The sequence below is a fragment of the Pseudomonas gebzensis genome (assembly GCF_034427815.1).
In the GTDB taxonomy this organism is placed as follows: Bacteria; Pseudomonadota; Gammaproteobacteria; order Pseudomonadales; family Pseudomonadaceae; genus Aquipseudomonas.
The window spans coordinates 388,394-403,420 of the sequence record NZ_JAXQNS010000005.1; the positions used below are offsets into that span (position 1 = coordinate 388,394).

Genomic DNA, 15,027 nt, shown 5'->3' on the forward strand with positions numbered 1-15,027 from the left:
TATACAAACCAACGAGTATAAGCGCTTGCCCGCCTCGACAGGCAGCGCAAAACGTACATAGCCGATCAGTTGTCGCGTGCACCGCCAAAGTAGGCGCAGCCTTGGGCCACTTGACCGTCGATGCGCAGCTCGGCGCGCAGGTGCCGGATGGCGCCGCTCGCAGGCTCGACGCAGCGCTGTGGAGCGACCCACAGTTCGACGTGCTGCCCATTGGCTTCACTGGACAGGCTCAAACCGCCACCGGGAATTTCTTCTTCGAGAAACGGCAGGGGAAGCGCATCTTTGCCTGCGCGATCGATGATCATCCCGCGGCCACTGGCTTTGACGTCCCAGTCGGGTGAGTGGCCCTCGGCGCGCAGGGTCAGGTGCTTGAAGTTCGGGTCTTCACAGCCATTGCTGATACGCTCTAGCCGGTACAGGCGCTGCACGTCGAACTGGCCGTCACTGTCAGCCTGGCGACTGCCGCCCAGCCGGCCGCGCAGGTCGGCGAACAGGCGGGTCTTGGCGTTGGATGCCAGACTGTCGGCTTCCTGCAGCAGCCCGGTGTTGCCCGCATCGTTGACCAGGAAACGGCGATTCTCGTTGCAGGGCTTGAACAGTAGCTTGCCGTTACCAGCGCTCAGCTCGCCCTGCATGCGCGTGCTGCCGATGTTCGGATCGCTGGGCTTATCGGCGAACATCTGGCAGCCCGCGAACAGCGGCAGCAGGGTGGCGAGCAACAACGTAGGGGTGGCGCGCATGGAAGCTCCAGCGTTAAGACGAAAAGAGCGGGCAACGTTACCGAGGCACGCCGGCGATCTCAAGGGGCCGGCACCGATGGCCCGCTATCAGGCAAAAGAAAAGGGCCCGTAGGCCCTTTCGTTCAACCTCCCAGGTAGGCGTCGCGCACTTTCGGGTCCACCAGCAGTGCTGCACCTGTGCCCTGCATCACCACGTGCCCGTTTTCCAGCACATAGGCACGGTCGGCCACTTTCAGCGCCTGGTTGGCGTTCTGCTCCACCAGGAACACCGTCACGCCATCGCGGCGCAGCTGTTCGATGATGTCGAAGATCTGCTGGATGATGATCGGTGCCAGGCCCAGGGAGGGCTCGTCGAGCAGCAACAGCTTGGGTTTGCTCATCAGTGCCCGGCCGATCGCAAGCATCTGCTGTTCGCCACCGGACATGGTGCCGCCGCGTTGCACGTAACGCTCCTTGAGGCGCGGGAACAGGTGCAGGACCTTGTCGAGCTGTTCTTGATAGTCGCCTTTGTTGGTAAAGAAGCCGCCCATTGCCAGGTTCTCTTCCACCGTCAGACGGGCGAACACCCGGCGGCCTTCGGGCACCACCGCGATGCTCTTGCGCATGATCAGTGAGGAGGGCTGGCCGACCAGTTCTTCACCCAGATACTTGATGCTGCCGCTGTGGGCCTGCGGGGAGCCGCACAGGGTCATCAGCAAGGTCGACTTGCCGGCGCCGTTGGCGCCGATCAGGGTGACGATCTCACCCTGGTTGATCTCGACGTTGACGCTGTGCAGCGCCTGGATCTTGCCGTAGAAGGTGGATACGTTTTCGAACTTGAGCATTTACGCCTCCCCCAGGTAGGCCTTGATCACATCAGGGTTGCCACGAATCTGTTCGGGCGTGCCGTCGGCCAGGGGCGTGCCCTGGTTGATCACCACGATGTGATCGGAAATGCTCATCACCAGCTTCATGTCGTGCTCGATCAGCAGCACGGTCAGGTTGTGGGATTCGCGCAGATAGCCGATGAGGGCCTTGAGGTCTTCGGTTTCCTTGGGGTTCAAGCCCGCCGCTGGCTCATCGAGCATGATGATGCGTGGCTGGGTCATCATGCACCGAGCGATTTCCAGGCGCCGCTGTTGGCCATAGGCCAAGGTGCCTGCGGTGCGGTTGGCGAACTCGGTCAGGTTGACCTTGTCCAGCCAGTACGCCGCCCGTTCCATGGCTTGCTTCTCGCTGCGGCGAAAGCTCGGGGTCTTGAACAGGCCGGCGAAGAAGTTGGTGTTGAGATGACGGTGCTGGGCGATCAGCAGATTTTCCAGCGCGGTCATCTCCTTGAACAGGCGCACGTTCTGGAAGGTGCGCACCACGCCCTTGCGAGCGATGAGGTGGCCTGGCAGGCCCTGGATCGGCTGGCCGTCGAGCAGGATGCTGCCGCCGCTGGGCTTGTAGAAGCCGGTCAGGCAGTTGAACACGGTGGTCTTGCCGGCGCCGTTCGGGCCGATCAATGCCACCACCTGTTTTTCCTTGACGGTCAGGCCCACGCCATTGACCGCCAACAGCCCACCGAAGCGCATGCTCAGGCCGCTGACTTGCAGAATTTCGCGGCTCATCGACGCAGCTCCATATGGGGACGTTGCATAGGCAGCAGACCTTGCGGGCGCCAGATCATCATCAGCACCATCATGGCGCCGAACATCAGCATCCGGTACTCGCTGAACTCGCGCATCAGCTCCGGCAGCAGGATCATCACGATGGCCGCGAGGATCACGCCCAACTGCGAGCCCATGCCGCCGAGTACCACGATGGCCAGAATGATGGCCGATTCGATGAAGGTGAACGACTCCGGCGTCACCAGGCCCTGGCGCGCGGCGAAGAAGCTGCCGGCAAAGCCTGCGAAGGTGGCGCCCAGGGTAAAGGCCGAGAGCTTGATGATCGTCGGGTTCAGGCCCAGCGCGCGGCAGGCGATCTCGTCTTCACGCAGCGCTTCCCAGGCGCGGCCGATGGGCATGCGCAGCAGCCGGTTGATGACGAACAGCGCCACCAAGGCCAGTACCAGTGCGACCAGGTACAGGAAGATGACCTTGTTCATCGAGTTGTACGGCAGGCCGAAGTACTCGTGGAAGGTCTGCATGCCTTCGGCGGCGCGGCGCTCGAAGGTCAAACCGAAGAAGCTCGGTTTTTCGATGTTGCTGATGCCGTTCGGTCCGCCGGTCCAGTCGGTGAGGTTGCGTAGGAACAGCCTGATGATCTCGCCAAAGCCCAGGGTGACGATGGCCAGGTAGTCGCCGCGCAAGCGCAGCACCGGGAAGCCCAGCAGGAAACCGAAGGTGGCGGCCATCAGGCCGGCAATCGGCAGGCAGATCCAGAAGCCCCAGCCCAGATAGTGCGAGAGCATCGCGTAGCTGTAGGCACCCACGGCATAGAAACCGACATACCCCAGATCGAGCAGCCCCGCCAGGCCAACCACGATGTTCAGGCCCAGGCCCAGCATCACGTAGATCAGGATCAGCGTGGCGATATCGACCGCGCCGCGTGAGCCGAAGAACGGCCAGGCCAGCGCTGCCACGACCAGGCCGAGAATAATCCAGCGCTGGGTCTTGGGCAGGGTCAGGAAATTGCTCACCGAGGCCGGCACCAGCTTGCGCCCGGAGCCTTGTCCCATGGCTGCGCTCCACTGTCGGTCGAACAGCACGCGCAGGAACATCAGCACCGAAGACACGGCAATCACCATCAAGGTGAAGTCGCTCTGGGTGTGCACCACCAGACGGATGCCGTCGATGCTCAGCTTCAGGCCCAACACGGGGAACGCGACCGCCCACACCAGGATGGCGCTGAACAGCGCCTGTTTGAGATTTCTGTTCATACTTTCTCAACCTCCGGGCGGCCCAGAATGCCGGTCGGCCGGAACAGCAAGACCAGGACCAGGAGGCCGAACGCTACGACGTCCTTGTACTGATCACCAAAGATATCGGCACCGAATGCTTCGGCCACCCCCAGCACCAAACCGCCGAGCATCGCGCCCGGAATGCTGCCAATACCGCCCAGAACCGCCGCGGTAAACGCCTTCAGCCCTACGAGGAAGCCAGCGTTGGGGTTGATCACACCGTATTGCATGCTCAGCAGCACTGCCGCCACGGCAGCCAGTGCCGCGCCGATGACGAAGGTCAGGGCAATGATGTTGTTGGTATTGATGCCGAGCAGGTTGGCCATCTTCAGGTCTTCGGCACAGGCGCGGCAGGCGCGGCCCAAGCGGGAGCGGGAGATGAACAGGGTCAACAGGGTCATGGCCACCAAGGTGACGACGAACACCAGAACCTGCATGTAAGACACCAGGACTTCCTCCGCGCCGCCCGGGCCGAAAGAGAAACTCCCCGGGATCAGGTTGGGGATGGATTTGTCTTTGGAGTCCTGCGACAGCAGTACGGTGTTCTGCAGGAAGATCGACATGCCAATGGCGGAGATCAGCGGAATCAGGCGGTTGCTGTTACGCAGCGGCCGGTAGGCCACCCGCTCGATGCTATAGCCATAGGCACTGGTGACGAAGATGGTGGCGACGAACGCCACGGTCATCAGAATCGGCAACGAGTCGATGCCCATCATGGCCAGGCCGGCAAGGGCAATGAAGGCGACGTAGGACCCGATCATGTACACCTCGCCATGGGCGAAGTTGATCATGCCGATGATGCCGTACACCATCGTGTAGCCAATGGCGATCAGGGCATAGGTGCTGCCGATGGTCAATCCATTAACCAATTGCTGGAAGAAGTGATAGAGCTCAGGCATTGAAGCGCTCCTAAAAACCTGATGTGCATTCGCTGGCGGGGGGTAACCCGGCGCGCCTCGTGGCCTGGGCGACGATGGCGGGGCTTGGCCAGTGAACCGCGGGTGACGGTTTTAAGATTTTCAGGTGGGTTGGCTGCCGGATCGCGGCAATCGGGCCCATGAACCTCGTAAAACAAAGCCCACTGCTCGCACAGTGGGCTTGTAGGTCAACTGATGATCAGGCGGTTATTGAGGAGAGACTTCGGTCTTCGGCTTGCCGAAGTGCCACTCGTAGACCACGAACTTGAAGTCTTTCAGGTCGCCTTTCGCGTCGTAGGACAGGTCACCGGTCGGCGTTTTGGTGGTGGTGTTGTGGATAGCCTCAGCCACTTTGGCCGTGTCTTCGCTTTTGGCGCTGGTGATGCCTGCGGCGATCACTTCAACGGCCGAGTAGGACGGGAACACGAACGGGCCGCTCGGGTCTTTGCCGTCAGCCTTGATGGCGTCGACGATGGCCTTGTTCTGTGGGTCGGCATCGAAGGACTTCGGCAGGGTGACCAGCAGACCTTCGGAGGCGTTCTGGGCGATCTGCGAGATCGAATCGTTACCCACGCCCTCAGGGCCCATGAACTTGGCTTTCAAGCCTTTTTCCTGGGCTTGGCGCAGGATCAGACCGAGTTCCGGGTGGTAGCCGCCGTAGTAGACGAAGTCGACGTTGGCTTGCTTGAGCTTCTGGATAACCGATGAGAAGTCTTTATCGCCGGCGTTCAGGCCTTCGAAGACGGCGACTTTGATGCCTTTTTTCTCAAGCGTGCTCTTCACCGCAGTGGCGATGCCTTCACCGTATTGCTGCTTGTCGTGCAGTACGGCAACCACTTTGGGTTTGACGTGGTCGGCGATGTAGTTGCCGGCGGCAGGGCCCTGGGCGCTGTCCAGGCCGATGGTGCGGAAGATCATCTTGTAGCCACGGCTGGTGATTTCCGGGCTGGTGGCTGCTGGCGTGATCATGATCACACCTTCGTCTTCGTAGATGTCCGAAGCAGGTTGTGTCGAGCTGGAGCACAGGTGGCCAACCACGAACTTGACGCCATCGTTGACCACTTTGTTGGCAACCGCCACGGCCTGCTTGGGATCGCAAGCGTCGTCATATTCCTTGGCTTCGAGCATCTTGCCATCGACGCCACCCTTGGCGTTGATGTCCTTGATAGCCTGCTTGGCGCCTACGAACTGCATGTCCCCGTACTGGGTCACAGGCCCGGTTTTGGGGCCGGCGATGCCGATCTTGATGGTATCGGCAGCAAACGAATGGCTAGCAACGCCAGCCAGTACCATTGCAGCGAACAGCTTGGAAATCTTGATCATAGTGCTCCACTCATTCTGTTGTAATTTTTATAGTCCTGGCGGCCAGGGCTACAGACCGGGGCGGGGGTCGCCGTGCGAACGCATCGCGCAGCAAGCCCACGTTCCCCTGCAACGTGTCCCGGAACTGTACCGGTACAGTGTAGAGCGCTGTTTGCGCGCTTGAAAAGCCGGCACGACACAACGCTTTCAAGGGGTGTCGCGTGATCGATACAAAGATACAAGAAAGCGCCATAACGCCCAGTTTCAGAACCGATTAGACGGACGCGTTCGAGGCTGATCGATCAATTACGTGTTTGAAGCCCAGGTTTTCTGCAAAAATAGCGGCCTTTTTGTAAAGCTATTTTTCGTGCAAGGGCCCCATGACTGATCACACAAGCACCCTCTATGCCAAATTGCTCGGCGAGACCGCAATCATCGAATGGAAAGCGCTGGAGCGTTTCTGGGCCAAAGGTGACCTGATTTGGGTCGCCCCCCACCTGGACTTGATCGAAGCCGCCGCTGCAATGGCCGAGAATCACCACGAAACCGTGGCGAAATGGCGTTCTGATGGCATTGTCGGCGCAGTCTCCGATGAGGTCGCGCTGAGCCTGCAAACCCGCGATCCAGAGATATGGGCCGTGGTTGTCTCGCCCTTCATCCTGATTCAGGAAAAGACTGGAAACAACATGTGAGCTTTTTTGGTGCGGCTAGCTTCAGAAACATTCCATTTTGAAGCACAGTCCGGATCGGCAACGGTGCAGGTTGGTAACAGCACCCTGTCGATTTGCACACTGAGGTAACAACTTACGCAGGGCGTAATAACTTCTGATCATCTCACGAGGTCATTCATGACGACTGCACTACCTTCACTAGGCTTTGCCGGGGTCGGTCTGATGGGGCTGCCCATGTGCCAACGCCTGCTCGCTGCGGGCTATCCCCTGATCGTCTGGAACCGCAGCGCCGACAAATGTGATGCGCTGCTCGAGGCCGGTGCACGCTTTGCAGAAACCCCCGCGCAGCTCTGCCATGAGGCCGATATCGTGCTCACGTGTCTGGCCGACGTGGTAGCCGTGCGCAGCGTCGTATTCGGCGAGCAGGGCATAGCCTCTGCCGGCAGTGCGGATCATGTGCTGGTCGACCTGTCGAGCCTTGATCCTTCGGCAACCCGAGAAATGGCGGCAGAGCTCGCAGCGACCTGTGCCATGGCATGGGTCGATGCGCCAGTCTCAGGTGGCGTTCAGGGCGCTGAAGCCGGCAGCCTGGCCATCATGGTCGGGGCTGAAGACGAGCCCTTGCGGCGCGTGCGTGAGGTATTGCTGAGCCTGGGCGAGCGTGTCACGCACATGGGTGGGGTAGGGGCAGGGCAGGTGACCAAGGCCTGCAACCAGATGATCGTGGCCTGCAACGCGTTGGTGATTGCCGAGGCAGTGGCATTGGCCGAGCGCTCTGGCGTCGATGCGCGATTATTGGCGCAGGCACTGGCCGGTGGCTTTGCCGACTCCAAGCCGCTGCAGATACTGGCGGGGCAAATGGCAGAAAGTCGCTTCGCGCCGATCAAGTGGCACGTCAAGACATTGCTCAAAGACCTGGACAGTGCGGTGAAGCTCTCCCACGAGCAAGGCTCGGCCACGCCTGTTACAGGCTTGGCTGCGCAACTGATGCGCCTGCACGGCAGCCAGGGCCATCTGGAGCATGATCCAGCCACATTAGTGGAGTTGTATCGGGGGCTTTCTTGAGTTGAACAGTCTTGAGCTGAACAGTCTTGGCCTGAACCGCAGCACCGCGTGAAACGCGGTGCGCGGAGGGGGTGTCAGCCGGCCACTAGAATGCGGATGGCTTCAAGACGCAGCGCGGCTTTTTCCAGCATCGCCACACCGTCTTTGCGCAGCTTGCGCAATGCATCGAGCTCGGTATCGCGAACGCTCGGGTTCACGGCCTTCAGGGCTGTCATCCGTGCCAGCTCTTCATCCGCCTCGGCCGCCAAGCGGCGCTGGGCTTGTGCCACCCGCTCGATATGGGCCGGCATGATTTTCTCTTCGCCAGCGGCAATCCGTTTGGACAGCGCGTCACGCTGAGCCTGCACAAACTTGTTGGCGCTCGCCCGCGGCACGCTTTCCAGCTGCTCGTTCAGCGTCTCGAAGGCTACCCGGGCCGCCAGGTCGTTGCCATTTGCATCGAGCAGGCAGCGCAGGGCGGCCGGTGGCAAATAGCGACCCAGTTGCAGGTGACGCGGCGCCACCACTTCACTGACATACAACAGTTCCAGCAGCACGGTACCGGGCTTGAGCGCCTTGTTCTTGATCAGCGCGACGGCGGTGTTGCCCATGGAGCCAGACAGCACCAGGTCCATGCCGCCCTGCACCATGGGGTGTTCCCAGGTGATGAACTGCATGTCTTCGCGTGACAACGCTTGGGCTCGATCATAGGTGATGGTCACCCCTTCATCGTCCCCGAGCGGGAAGCTGGCATCGAGCATCTTCTCGCTGGGCTTGAGGATCAGCGCATTCTCGGAGTGGTCCTCGCTGTCGATGCCGAAGGCGTCGAACAGGGTTTCCATGTAGATCGGCAAGGCGAACTGGTCATCCTGCTCGAGAATGGCTTCCACCAGTGCTTCACCTTCGCCGGCGCCTCCGGAGTTCAATTCCAGCAGACGGTCGCGACCACTGTGCAGATCGGCTTCCAGGCGCTCGCGTTCGGCACGCGCCTCGACCACCAGCGCTTCCCAGGCCTGGCGATCGCCGCCGCCGAGCTGTGCCAGCAGGCGTGACCCGAACTGATGCTGCAAGGCGGTGCCGGTCGGGCATGTTGCCAGGAACGCGTTGAGCGCCTCCTGATACCACTGGTACAGGCGTTCCTGCGGGCTGTCCTGCAGATAAGGCACGTGCAGCTCGATCGTGTGCTTCTGACCGATACGATCGAGACGGCCGATCCGCTGCTCCAGCAAATCGGGGTGTGCCGGCAGGTCGAACATGACCAGGTGATGGGCAAACTGGAAGTTGCGACCTTCACTGCCGATTTCCGAGCAAATCAGCACCTGGGCGCCAAACTCTTCATCGGCAAAGTAGGCCGCAGCGCGGTCGCGCTCAAGGATGTTCATGCCTTCGTGGAACACCGTGGCCGGAATGCCCGAACGCACGCGCAAGGCGTCTTCCAGGTCCATGGCCGTTTCAGCATGGGCACAGATCACCAGTACCTTGGTGCGCTTGAGCATCTTCAGCGTATCGATCAGCCAATCCACGCGTGGATCGAAGCGCCACCAGCGCTCATCTTCCGCACTCTCGGCCTGGGCCTGGAACGCCACTTCCGGGTAGAACTCGGCACGTTCACTCGGGTCGAGCGCGGCATACGCCGGCGGATTGGCCAGCGGATAAGCATGCAACTGACGCTCGGGGAAGCCTTGAATCGCCGCGCGGGTGTTGCGGAACAGCACGCGTCCGGTACCGTGGCGATCGAGCAGTTCGCGAATCAGGCGGGCGCTGGCCTGGCTATCGCCATCGTCGACGGCGGTGAGCAATGCCTCGCCCTCGGCGCCGAGGAAACCTTGAATGGTGTCATGGGCTTTGCTGGACAGTCGGCCTTGGTCAAGCAGCTCTTGCACCGCCTCGGCCACTGGCCGGTAGTGCTCGCTCTCGGCGCGGAAGGTGGCCAGGTCATGGAAACGGTCGGGGTCCAGCAGGCGCAAGCGGGCGAAGTGACTGTCCTGGCCCAGCTGCTCGGGGGTGGCGGTCAGTAGCAGGACACCGTCGATCACCTGGGCAAGTTGTTCCACCAGTGCGTATTCGCGGCTGGCGTGCTCTTCATGCCACACCAGGTGGTGCGCCTCGTCGACGACCATCAGGTTCCAGCCTGCCGCGAACAGCGCATCCTGGGCTTTTTCGTCCTCGATCAGCCATTCCAGCGCGACCAACGCCAACTGGGCGTCTTCGAACGGGTTGCTGGCATCGCTCTCGATAAAGCGCTCGGCGTCGAACAGCGCCACTTCCAGGTTGAAGCGGCGGCGCATTTCCACCAGCCACTGATGCTGCAGGTTCTCCGGCACCAGAATCAGTACACGGCTGGCGCGGCCCGATAGCAGTTGGCGGTGGATGATGAGGCCAGCTTCAATCGTTTTGCCCAGGCCGACTTCGTCTGCCAGCAAAACACGCGGCGCGATGCGGTCCGCCACTTCGCGGGCAATGTGCAATTGGTGCGCGATGGGCTGCGCACGCACACCGCCCAATCCCCAGAGCGACGACTGCATCTGCTTGCTGGTGTGCAGCAAGGTGTTGTAGCGCAGTGAGAACCAGGGCATCGGGTCGATCTGCCCGGCGAACAGTCGATCACTGGCCAGCCGGAACTGGATGAAGTTCGACAGTTGCGTTTCGGGCAGCGTGCGTGGCTGATTCTGTGCATCCAGGCCGTGATAGACCATCAGCCCGTCGACGTCGTCAACTTCGCGCACGGTCAGCTTCCAACCGTCGAAGTGAGTGATCTGGTCGCCCGGTGAGAAGCGCACGCGGGTCAATGGCGCATTGCGCACGGAGTACTGACGGGTTTCGCCGGTCGCCGGGTAGAGCACGGTGAGCAGGCGGCCGTCCTGTGCCAGGACGGTGCCAAGGCCAAGCTCGGCTTCGCTATCACTGATCCAGCGTTGCCCGGGTTGATACTGCTGCGCCATACTGGCTGAACTCCCGCGATGAAAAGCCCACTATGGTAACGGATAGGTCCGGCCGGACCAATCAGTCTAGTGCGTTCGTTGAACAATACTGCCTTGCCATGAGGAGCGAGTATCGAAATGCCTGCCAAGTATCGCTGGTTCAACGTTTGTGTCGCCGTGGGGGGTGTCCTGCTGGTGTCGGGTTGCGAACAGAAACGCTTCGAGACGCTGCCCCCCATTCCTGCCGAGCAACTGGAAGTCCTGGGTGTACAGGCCCCTATCAAGAGCGTGCATTTCCGCGACCAGGAAGGTGAGGGCCTGTTGGTCCTGAGCCGGGTCGACGGCCAGGCCACCGACGCCGAAACCGAGCAGGAAGTGGACCGCGTGGTGCTCAAGGCCACCCTTTATGGTCGTTCGGGCGAGTCGGCCTTTACCCCGCGTTGGAAGACCGAGCAGGAAACCACCTGCGCGGGCCTCGACCTGGATGTCGACTTCTATACCGATGTCAGCGATGTCACCGATCTCGATCAGAACGGCATTGCCGAAGTGACCGTGGCCAGCCACGCTTTCTGCGGCGGCGGCATCGATCCGCAGGACATCACCATCGAACTGCGCGCAGGCCAGTCGGTCTACTCCCTGACGGGCCAGTCGTTGATCAGCCCCGCTGGCGAAGAGCCGTTTGGTGGCGAGCGCGAGGAAAGTGCCTCGTACAAGGGTGCACCCAAGGTGTTCCGTGAGCACTTGGACAGCGTCTGGCAGCAGGTTTACAAGCGGCCGTGGAGCGAAGTCAGCACGCCTTCGGACACTGACCCGGAAGATGACACTGAGTAACGCCAGTAGGGTAGGGCGCAAGGGCTCACCTCGAACGGCAGCCCTGGCAGAGTGACGGTTGCTCATGACAACCGGCGATCAGCCGATATAAAGAGTCAAAGGAGACACGCCATGCTGCCGCCGCTCATTCCCCTCAGCGCCGTTCCTGTCACATCCCAGCTCGATCCGGTCAAGCCCACCCCGGATATCCCGCCCGTGGTCCCCGTGCAGACCACCGCCGGGGACAGCAGTGTCGACCTGCGCCAGCGCCATGATCCGCAGGAGCAGGCGTTGTTGCTGTTCGACGAACAGCGTCGTCACCAGCAGCGCCAGCAGCAGGAACAGGCTGATCGTTACAGCGCCGAGCCCGGCGATCAGCTCAACGCCGATAACACGGTACCTGTGATGCCCATGGGTGAGCCCGTGCGTCAGGGCCTGCTGGTGGACATAGAAGTCTGAAGACTGGCCAGCACGCCCCCGTGCCTTCATCATTCACACCTCTGTCGTCAGTCGAGCCTGCCATGAGCCAAGACAACCTCATCAACTTCGGCGCCGAGCGCGCCAAACGCATCCATGACCTCAACGACAAGCGTCTGGACGACATGCGTCAGGCCTTCGAACAGGCCATGCCGCTGGCCAAGGCCGGCAAATCCAAGCGCAAAGGCAAGTCCAAGAAGCGCTGACCACTGACCTGCATCAATTCTCACCGCCCCTCGCGTGCCCAGCCTCGGGCACCATTGACCCTGATCAATTTTCCTGCACGCCTGATTGGTTACCTTGTACCCATCGAACGACGACAGACGAATGGAGATCGGCATGTTCTTCGACAATGTGGTTATCGCAGGTGTGGTCACAGTCGGGTTGATGGTGGCGTTCTTTGTCGGTCTAGGCATTTTCATCTGGAAGGACTCCAGCAAGCGCAAGGCGCGCTGATCGTTCCGGATTCACGAGCACGCAAGGCATTTTGGGCGACTTCGGTCGCCCATTTTTTTGCCTGTCTTTGCGATGTTCACTCAGCCGCTGTACTGAGATCTCTGGTCAGTTGAAGGGGTAAGGCATGGCCATCACATCGCTCGACATCTGCAATGCCGCCGACCAGCTCAAGGGGCTGGTGGGTTTTCACCTGAAGCGCGAGGTCCATATCGTGCGCTTTTCAGAAGATTCCTTTGGGCTCGACGTACCTGAAGACAGCCTGCAGCCTTGCAGCGAGTTCGTCTGGCGCGAGGTGGACGACGGGCGCATGGCGTTGTGTCGGTCGCGCCTTGCCTTGCTGCTTGAGCAGCATGTCGATGACCGACTGAACATCACCGAGCCTCTGTGGCTCTATGTGCGACGCACGGACGTGCCCGAGATCGTTGCCGAGCGTGTAGCGCTTATTCCGGCCACGCCAGCCGCAGTCCAGTGAGTGCCGCAGGGGCGACATCTACCCGGTCGCGACCCTGGCGTTTGGCGTGGTACAGCGCGCGGTCGGCGTCTTCGAGCCATTGTTCGGGCCCGCAAAAGTCGTCACGAAATGCCGACAGGCCGATGCTCAGGCTGATGCGCAGGGCGGGAAAGTGTGGATTGGAATAGTTAGCGGCGCGCTCGCGCAGTCGTTCCATCGCCAGGCACGCTTGTTCCTGGGTCGTTTGCGCAAAGATCACACAGAATTCATCGCCGCCATACCGACCGGCGAGGTCGGTTTCGCGCAGGCTCTGCTTGAGCTCTTTGCTGAGGTGGCGCAGTACCCGGTCGCCCACCACGTGGCCATAGGTGTCGTTGATTGCCTTGAAATGATCGATGTCGATCAACGCGATCACGGCAGCCCCCCGGCGATCCTGGCACAAGAGGAACTTGCGGCTCAGGCGATCTTTCCAGTACCCATGGTTGAACAGCCCGGTCAGGCTGTCTGTGCGGCTCAAGTCGCTCAAGCGCCGTTTGTGCTCGGCCAAGTGGGTGGCCAGCTGAAACGAGACCCAGCCCAGGGCCATCGGGTACAGGGTAAGCATCGGCAAACTGGCATAGACCTGCAGGTCGGTCGCGTGCAATTGCACGTGAGGCCCAAGCAGCCCCATGCCCAGTGCGACACCGCCCAACTGCGCCAGCAGGCCGCGTTGCACCAGAGAGCGCCCGCCGGCGGCAACATTGTTCATCGTCACCATCGACAGGATGGTCAGGCTCGGCAATGGATTGAAATGCACAGCGGCCGCCCAGAACCCTGCCATGACCGAGTCGACGACCAGATTGCGCTGCTCGGCGTGGTAGGGCTGTGACGAATGCGTCGCCCAGCGGTAGGCCAGATGCGGCCAAAGCAGCCCGTTGATCAGCATCAGCGCCCATACCCAGTTTGGCGAGGCCAACGGCAGCAGCGCCGCGGTCACGGCCAGTAACCCCATGGCTTTGCCCAGGATGCGAGGCAGGTAGATACGCTTGGCGAAGGACAGGCCCTTGCCGTTGCTGGTGTGCGTCATGGTGTCAATTCTTAGGGCGGTTGCGGTTTATCGCATAAGTTCCTAAGAATTGTTAAACATTCGATGAGGTGTGGATACTGGCCCTGCAAGCCAAATCGCGGTTAGCGCGAGCTTTTGCGCTGGCCACGCTTCCTATATAGAGAAGCAACCGCCGGTCCGCAGGCGTGGTGGCGGTTGAGCGTCATGCTTTGTCGGACTGGCCTGGGCTGGATGGTTTTTTGTCCGTCGCGAGCTTGGACAGGCCTTTGCCGGTGTCGCTGCGCACTTGGGCATGACTGATCAGTGCGAAAATGAAGCTGCCACCGATGATATTGCCGGCGAGCGTGGGCAGTGCGAACTCCATCCAGAATCGCTGCCAGGTTTCCTCGCCCGCCCATACCAGGTAGGACACCTCTACGGTGCCGACGACGATGTGGGTGAAGTCGCCCAGCGCCATCAGGTAGGTGATCAGCACAATGATCCAGATCTTGGCGTTTTCGACCGAAGGAATCATCCAGACCATGGTGGCGATCATCCAGCCCGAAATGATCCCTTTCGCAAACATCTGGCCGATATCGTTGTGCATGACCTTGCGACCGATTTCCAGGAAGGCGGCGTCGGTCTTGTTGTCGAAGATTGGCAACTCCAGCATGACCCAGGCGACGAACAGGGTGCCGACCAGGTTGCCGATCAGCACCACACCCCACAGCCGCAGCAAACGGCCCAGGTTTCCCAGGGTCGGTGAGGTCATGACCGGCAGCACGGCTGTCAGCGTGTTTTCCGTGAACAGTTGCTGACGGGCGAGGATGACGGCAAGGAAGCCTGCGCTGTAGCCGAAGCTGGCGATGATCTGCGCGGTTTCTCCATCGGGCAGGCGTGAATAGAGCAATCCCATCGCCATCAGCGACAGGCCCATGGTCAGCCCCGCCGCGAGCGCCGACCAAAACAAGGCGGCGATGGTGCGCTCCAGCTCATGATCGCCTTGGGTACGAATCATTTCATGCAGCACGGCTGCACGCGGAGGCTGATGCTCGTCGACCTCGTGCTCTTCTTCGGCCGAGAGGCCCGGGGTCTTTTCGCTGCGCTCGTCGTTCATGGGTGATGCTCTAGGAGGGAGGGGTTCTCTACAGATCAATGGCGGTTTGAATAGTTGCGAGGAATCGGTGAGCAGGCTGCTGATTTTTATCGGTTAAATGGTTGACATGGTTTTGGATTAACGTATTATTCGCCTCCCGCAGCGATGCACTTCAAAGCGGGTTTGAAGTTGGAAGTCACTTGGCGCTGCCAAGTAAATGAAAGCTTCAAAAAGGTGGTTGACAGCGGCTTT

16 protein-coding genes are annotated in these 15,027 nt (G+C 60.8%); 7 read left to right on the forward strand and 9 right to left on the reverse strand.

The annotated features are described in order from the left end of the window. Positions 1 to 65 precede the first annotated feature (65 nt). The 6 genes from SJI00_RS12590 to SJI00_RS12615 form a co-directional block, all read right to left on the reverse strand. A complete protein-coding gene (locus SJI00_RS12590) occupies positions 66 to 740 on the reverse strand; it encodes a COG3650 family protein (RefSeq protein ID WP_322462033.1) in 675 nt (224 codons plus the stop codon). A 122-nt stretch (positions 741 to 862) separates the two neighbouring features. Beyond that, on the reverse strand, positions 863 to 1,564 hold the full coding sequence (locus tag SJI00_RS12595) for an ABC transporter ATP-binding protein (RefSeq protein WP_322462034.1): 702 nt from the start codon (positions 1,562 to 1,564) through the stop codon (positions 863 to 865). Further along, a complete protein-coding gene (gene livG, locus SJI00_RS12600; RefSeq protein WP_322462035.1) occupies positions 1,565 to 2,332 on the reverse strand; it encodes a high-affinity branched-chain amino acid ABC transporter ATP-binding protein LivG in 768 nt (255 codons plus the stop codon). Next, positions 2,329 to 3,585, reverse strand: coding sequence for a high-affinity branched-chain amino acid ABC transporter permease LivM (locus tag SJI00_RS12605; RefSeq protein WP_322462036.1), 1,257 nt, complete (start codon positions 3,583 to 3,585; stop codon positions 2,329 to 2,331). The genes livG and SJI00_RS12605 overlap by 4 nt, the downstream gene beginning before the upstream one ends. Beyond that, positions 3,582 to 4,505 (reverse strand): high-affinity branched-chain amino acid ABC transporter permease LivH, encoded by a 924-nt coding sequence (gene livH, locus SJI00_RS12610; protein WP_312934823.1) that lies wholly within the window; start codon positions 4,503 to 4,505, stop codon positions 3,582 to 3,584. Before livH ends, SJI00_RS12605 begins: the two co-directional genes overlap by 4 nt. A gap of 225 nt (positions 4,506 to 4,730) precedes the next feature. Beyond that, positions 4,731 to 5,846: a branched-chain amino acid ABC transporter substrate-binding protein gene (locus SJI00_RS12615; protein ID WP_322462037.1), complete on the reverse strand. Its 1,116-nt coding sequence runs from the start codon at positions 5,844 to 5,846 to the stop codon at positions 4,731 to 4,733. A gap of 359 nt (positions 5,847 to 6,205) precedes the next feature. On the opposite strand from SJI00_RS12615, the gene SJI00_RS12620 reads away from it, so the two are divergent. Next, positions 6,206 to 6,517, forward strand: a complete 312-nt coding sequence (locus tag SJI00_RS12620; RefSeq protein WP_322462038.1) for a DUF2288 domain-containing protein — start codon at positions 6,206 to 6,208, stop codon at positions 6,515 to 6,517. 156 nt (positions 6,518 to 6,673) lie between these two features. Continuing rightward, positions 6,674 to 7,561 carry an NAD(P)-dependent oxidoreductase gene (locus SJI00_RS12625; protein WP_322462039.1) on the forward strand — a complete coding sequence of 296 codons (888 nt, stop codon included), beginning with the start codon at positions 6,674 to 6,676 and terminating at the stop codon, positions 7,559 to 7,561. A gap of 74 nt (positions 7,562 to 7,635) precedes the next feature. Here the strand turns inward: SJI00_RS12625 and rapA are convergent, their stop codons facing one another. After that, positions 7,636 to 10,482 (reverse strand): RNA polymerase-associated protein RapA, encoded by a 2,847-nt coding sequence (gene rapA, locus SJI00_RS12630; protein ID WP_322462040.1) that lies wholly within the window; start codon positions 10,480 to 10,482, stop codon positions 7,636 to 7,638. Positions 10,483 to 10,599: 117 nt separating this feature from the next. Between rapA and SJI00_RS12635 the strand changes: the two genes are divergently transcribed. The 5 genes from SJI00_RS12635 to SJI00_RS12655 all read left to right on the forward strand — a co-directional run bounded on the left by SJI00_RS12635 (position 10,600) and on the right by SJI00_RS12655 (position 12,676). Further along, positions 10,600 to 11,292: a M949_RS01915 family surface polysaccharide biosynthesis protein gene (locus SJI00_RS12635; RefSeq protein ID WP_322462041.1), complete on the forward strand. Its 693-nt coding sequence runs from the start codon at positions 10,600 to 10,602 to the stop codon at positions 11,290 to 11,292. 111 nt (positions 11,293 to 11,403) lie between these two features. Then, positions 11,404 to 11,730: an aspartate-semialdehyde dehydrogenase gene (locus SJI00_RS12640; protein ID WP_322462042.1), complete on the forward strand. Its 327-nt coding sequence runs from the start codon at positions 11,404 to 11,406 to the stop codon at positions 11,728 to 11,730. A gap of 62 nt (positions 11,731 to 11,792) precedes the next feature. Continuing rightward, positions 11,793 to 11,954 (forward strand): hypothetical protein, encoded by a 162-nt coding sequence (locus SJI00_RS12645; RefSeq protein ID WP_312937124.1) that lies wholly within the window; start codon positions 11,793 to 11,795, stop codon positions 11,952 to 11,954. Positions 11,955 to 12,087: 133 nt separating this feature from the next. Continuing rightward, positions 12,088 to 12,204 (forward strand): cytochrome c oxidase subunit CcoM, encoded by a 117-nt coding sequence (ccoM, locus tag SJI00_RS12650; protein WP_322462043.1) that lies wholly within the window; start codon positions 12,088 to 12,090, stop codon positions 12,202 to 12,204. A gap of 124 nt (positions 12,205 to 12,328) precedes the next feature. Beyond that, positions 12,329 to 12,676: a DUF2025 family protein gene (locus tag SJI00_RS12655; RefSeq protein ID WP_322462044.1), complete on the forward strand. Its 348-nt coding sequence runs from the start codon at positions 12,329 to 12,331 to the stop codon at positions 12,674 to 12,676. Here SJI00_RS12655 and SJI00_RS12660 read toward each other — a convergent pair. Together SJI00_RS12660 and SJI00_RS12665 are read right to left on the reverse strand one after the other, a co-directional pair. Beyond that, positions 12,645 to 13,721, reverse strand: a complete 1,077-nt coding sequence (locus tag SJI00_RS12660) for a diguanylate cyclase (protein ID WP_322462045.1) — start codon at positions 13,719 to 13,721, stop codon at positions 12,645 to 12,647. The genes SJI00_RS12655 and SJI00_RS12660 overlap by 32 nt on opposite strands. A gap of 181 nt (positions 13,722 to 13,902) precedes the next feature. Then, positions 13,903 to 14,796, reverse strand: coding sequence for a formate/nitrite transporter family protein (locus tag SJI00_RS12665; protein ID WP_322462046.1), 894 nt, complete (start codon positions 14,794 to 14,796; stop codon positions 13,903 to 13,905). Positions 14,797 to 15,027: the final 231 nt, after the last annotated feature.

Coding starts and splice junctions, on each gene's coding strand:
- SJI00_RS12615 (WP_322462037.1), bottom strand. CDS start 5,846: ATGATCAAGATTTCCAAGCTGTTCGCTGCAATGGTACTGGCTGGCGTT.
- rapA (WP_322462040.1), bottom strand. CDS start 10,482: ATGGCGCAGCAGTATCAACCCGGGCAACGCTGGATCAGTGATAGCGAA.
- livH (WP_312934823.1), bottom strand. CDS start 4,505: ATGCCTGAGCTCTATCACTTCTTCCAGCAATTGGTTAATGGATTGACC.
- livG (WP_322462035.1), bottom strand. CDS start 2,332: ATGAGCCGCGAAATTCTGCAAGTCAGCGGCCTGAGCATGCGCTTCGGT.
- SJI00_RS12620 (WP_322462038.1), top strand. CDS start 6,206: ATGACTGATCACACAAGCACCCTCTATGCCAAATTGCTCGGCGAGACC.
- SJI00_RS12605 (WP_322462036.1), bottom strand. CDS start 3,585: ATGAACAGAAATCTCAAACAGGCGCTGTTCAGCGCCATCCTGGTGTGG.
- SJI00_RS12635 (WP_322462041.1), top strand. CDS start 10,600: ATGCCTGCCAAGTATCGCTGGTTCAACGTTTGTGTCGCCGTGGGGGGT.
- SJI00_RS12595 (WP_322462034.1), bottom strand. CDS start 1,564: ATGCTCAAGTTCGAAAACGTATCCACCTTCTACGGCAAGATCCAGGCG.
- SJI00_RS12590 (WP_322462033.1), bottom strand. CDS start 740: ATGCGCGCCACCCCTACGTTGTTGCTCGCCACCCTGCTGCCGCTGTTC.
- SJI00_RS12655 (WP_322462044.1), top strand. CDS start 12,329: ATGGCCATCACATCGCTCGACATCTGCAATGCCGCCGACCAGCTCAAG.
- ccoM (WP_322462043.1), top strand. CDS start 12,088: ATGTTCTTCGACAATGTGGTTATCGCAGGTGTGGTCACAGTCGGGTTG.
- SJI00_RS12625 (WP_322462039.1), top strand. CDS start 6,674: ATGACGACTGCACTACCTTCACTAGGCTTTGCCGGGGTCGGTCTGATG.
- SJI00_RS12640 (WP_322462042.1), top strand. CDS start 11,404: ATGCTGCCGCCGCTCATTCCCCTCAGCGCCGTTCCTGTCACATCCCAG.
- SJI00_RS12645 (WP_312937124.1), top strand. CDS start 11,793: ATGAGCCAAGACAACCTCATCAACTTCGGCGCCGAGCGCGCCAAACGC.
- SJI00_RS12665 (WP_322462046.1), bottom strand. CDS start 14,796: ATGAACGACGAGCGCAGCGAAAAGACCCCGGGCCTCTCGGCCGAAGAA.
- SJI00_RS12660 (WP_322462045.1), bottom strand. CDS start 13,721: ATGACGCACACCAGCAACGGCAAGGGCCTGTCCTTCGCCAAGCGTATC.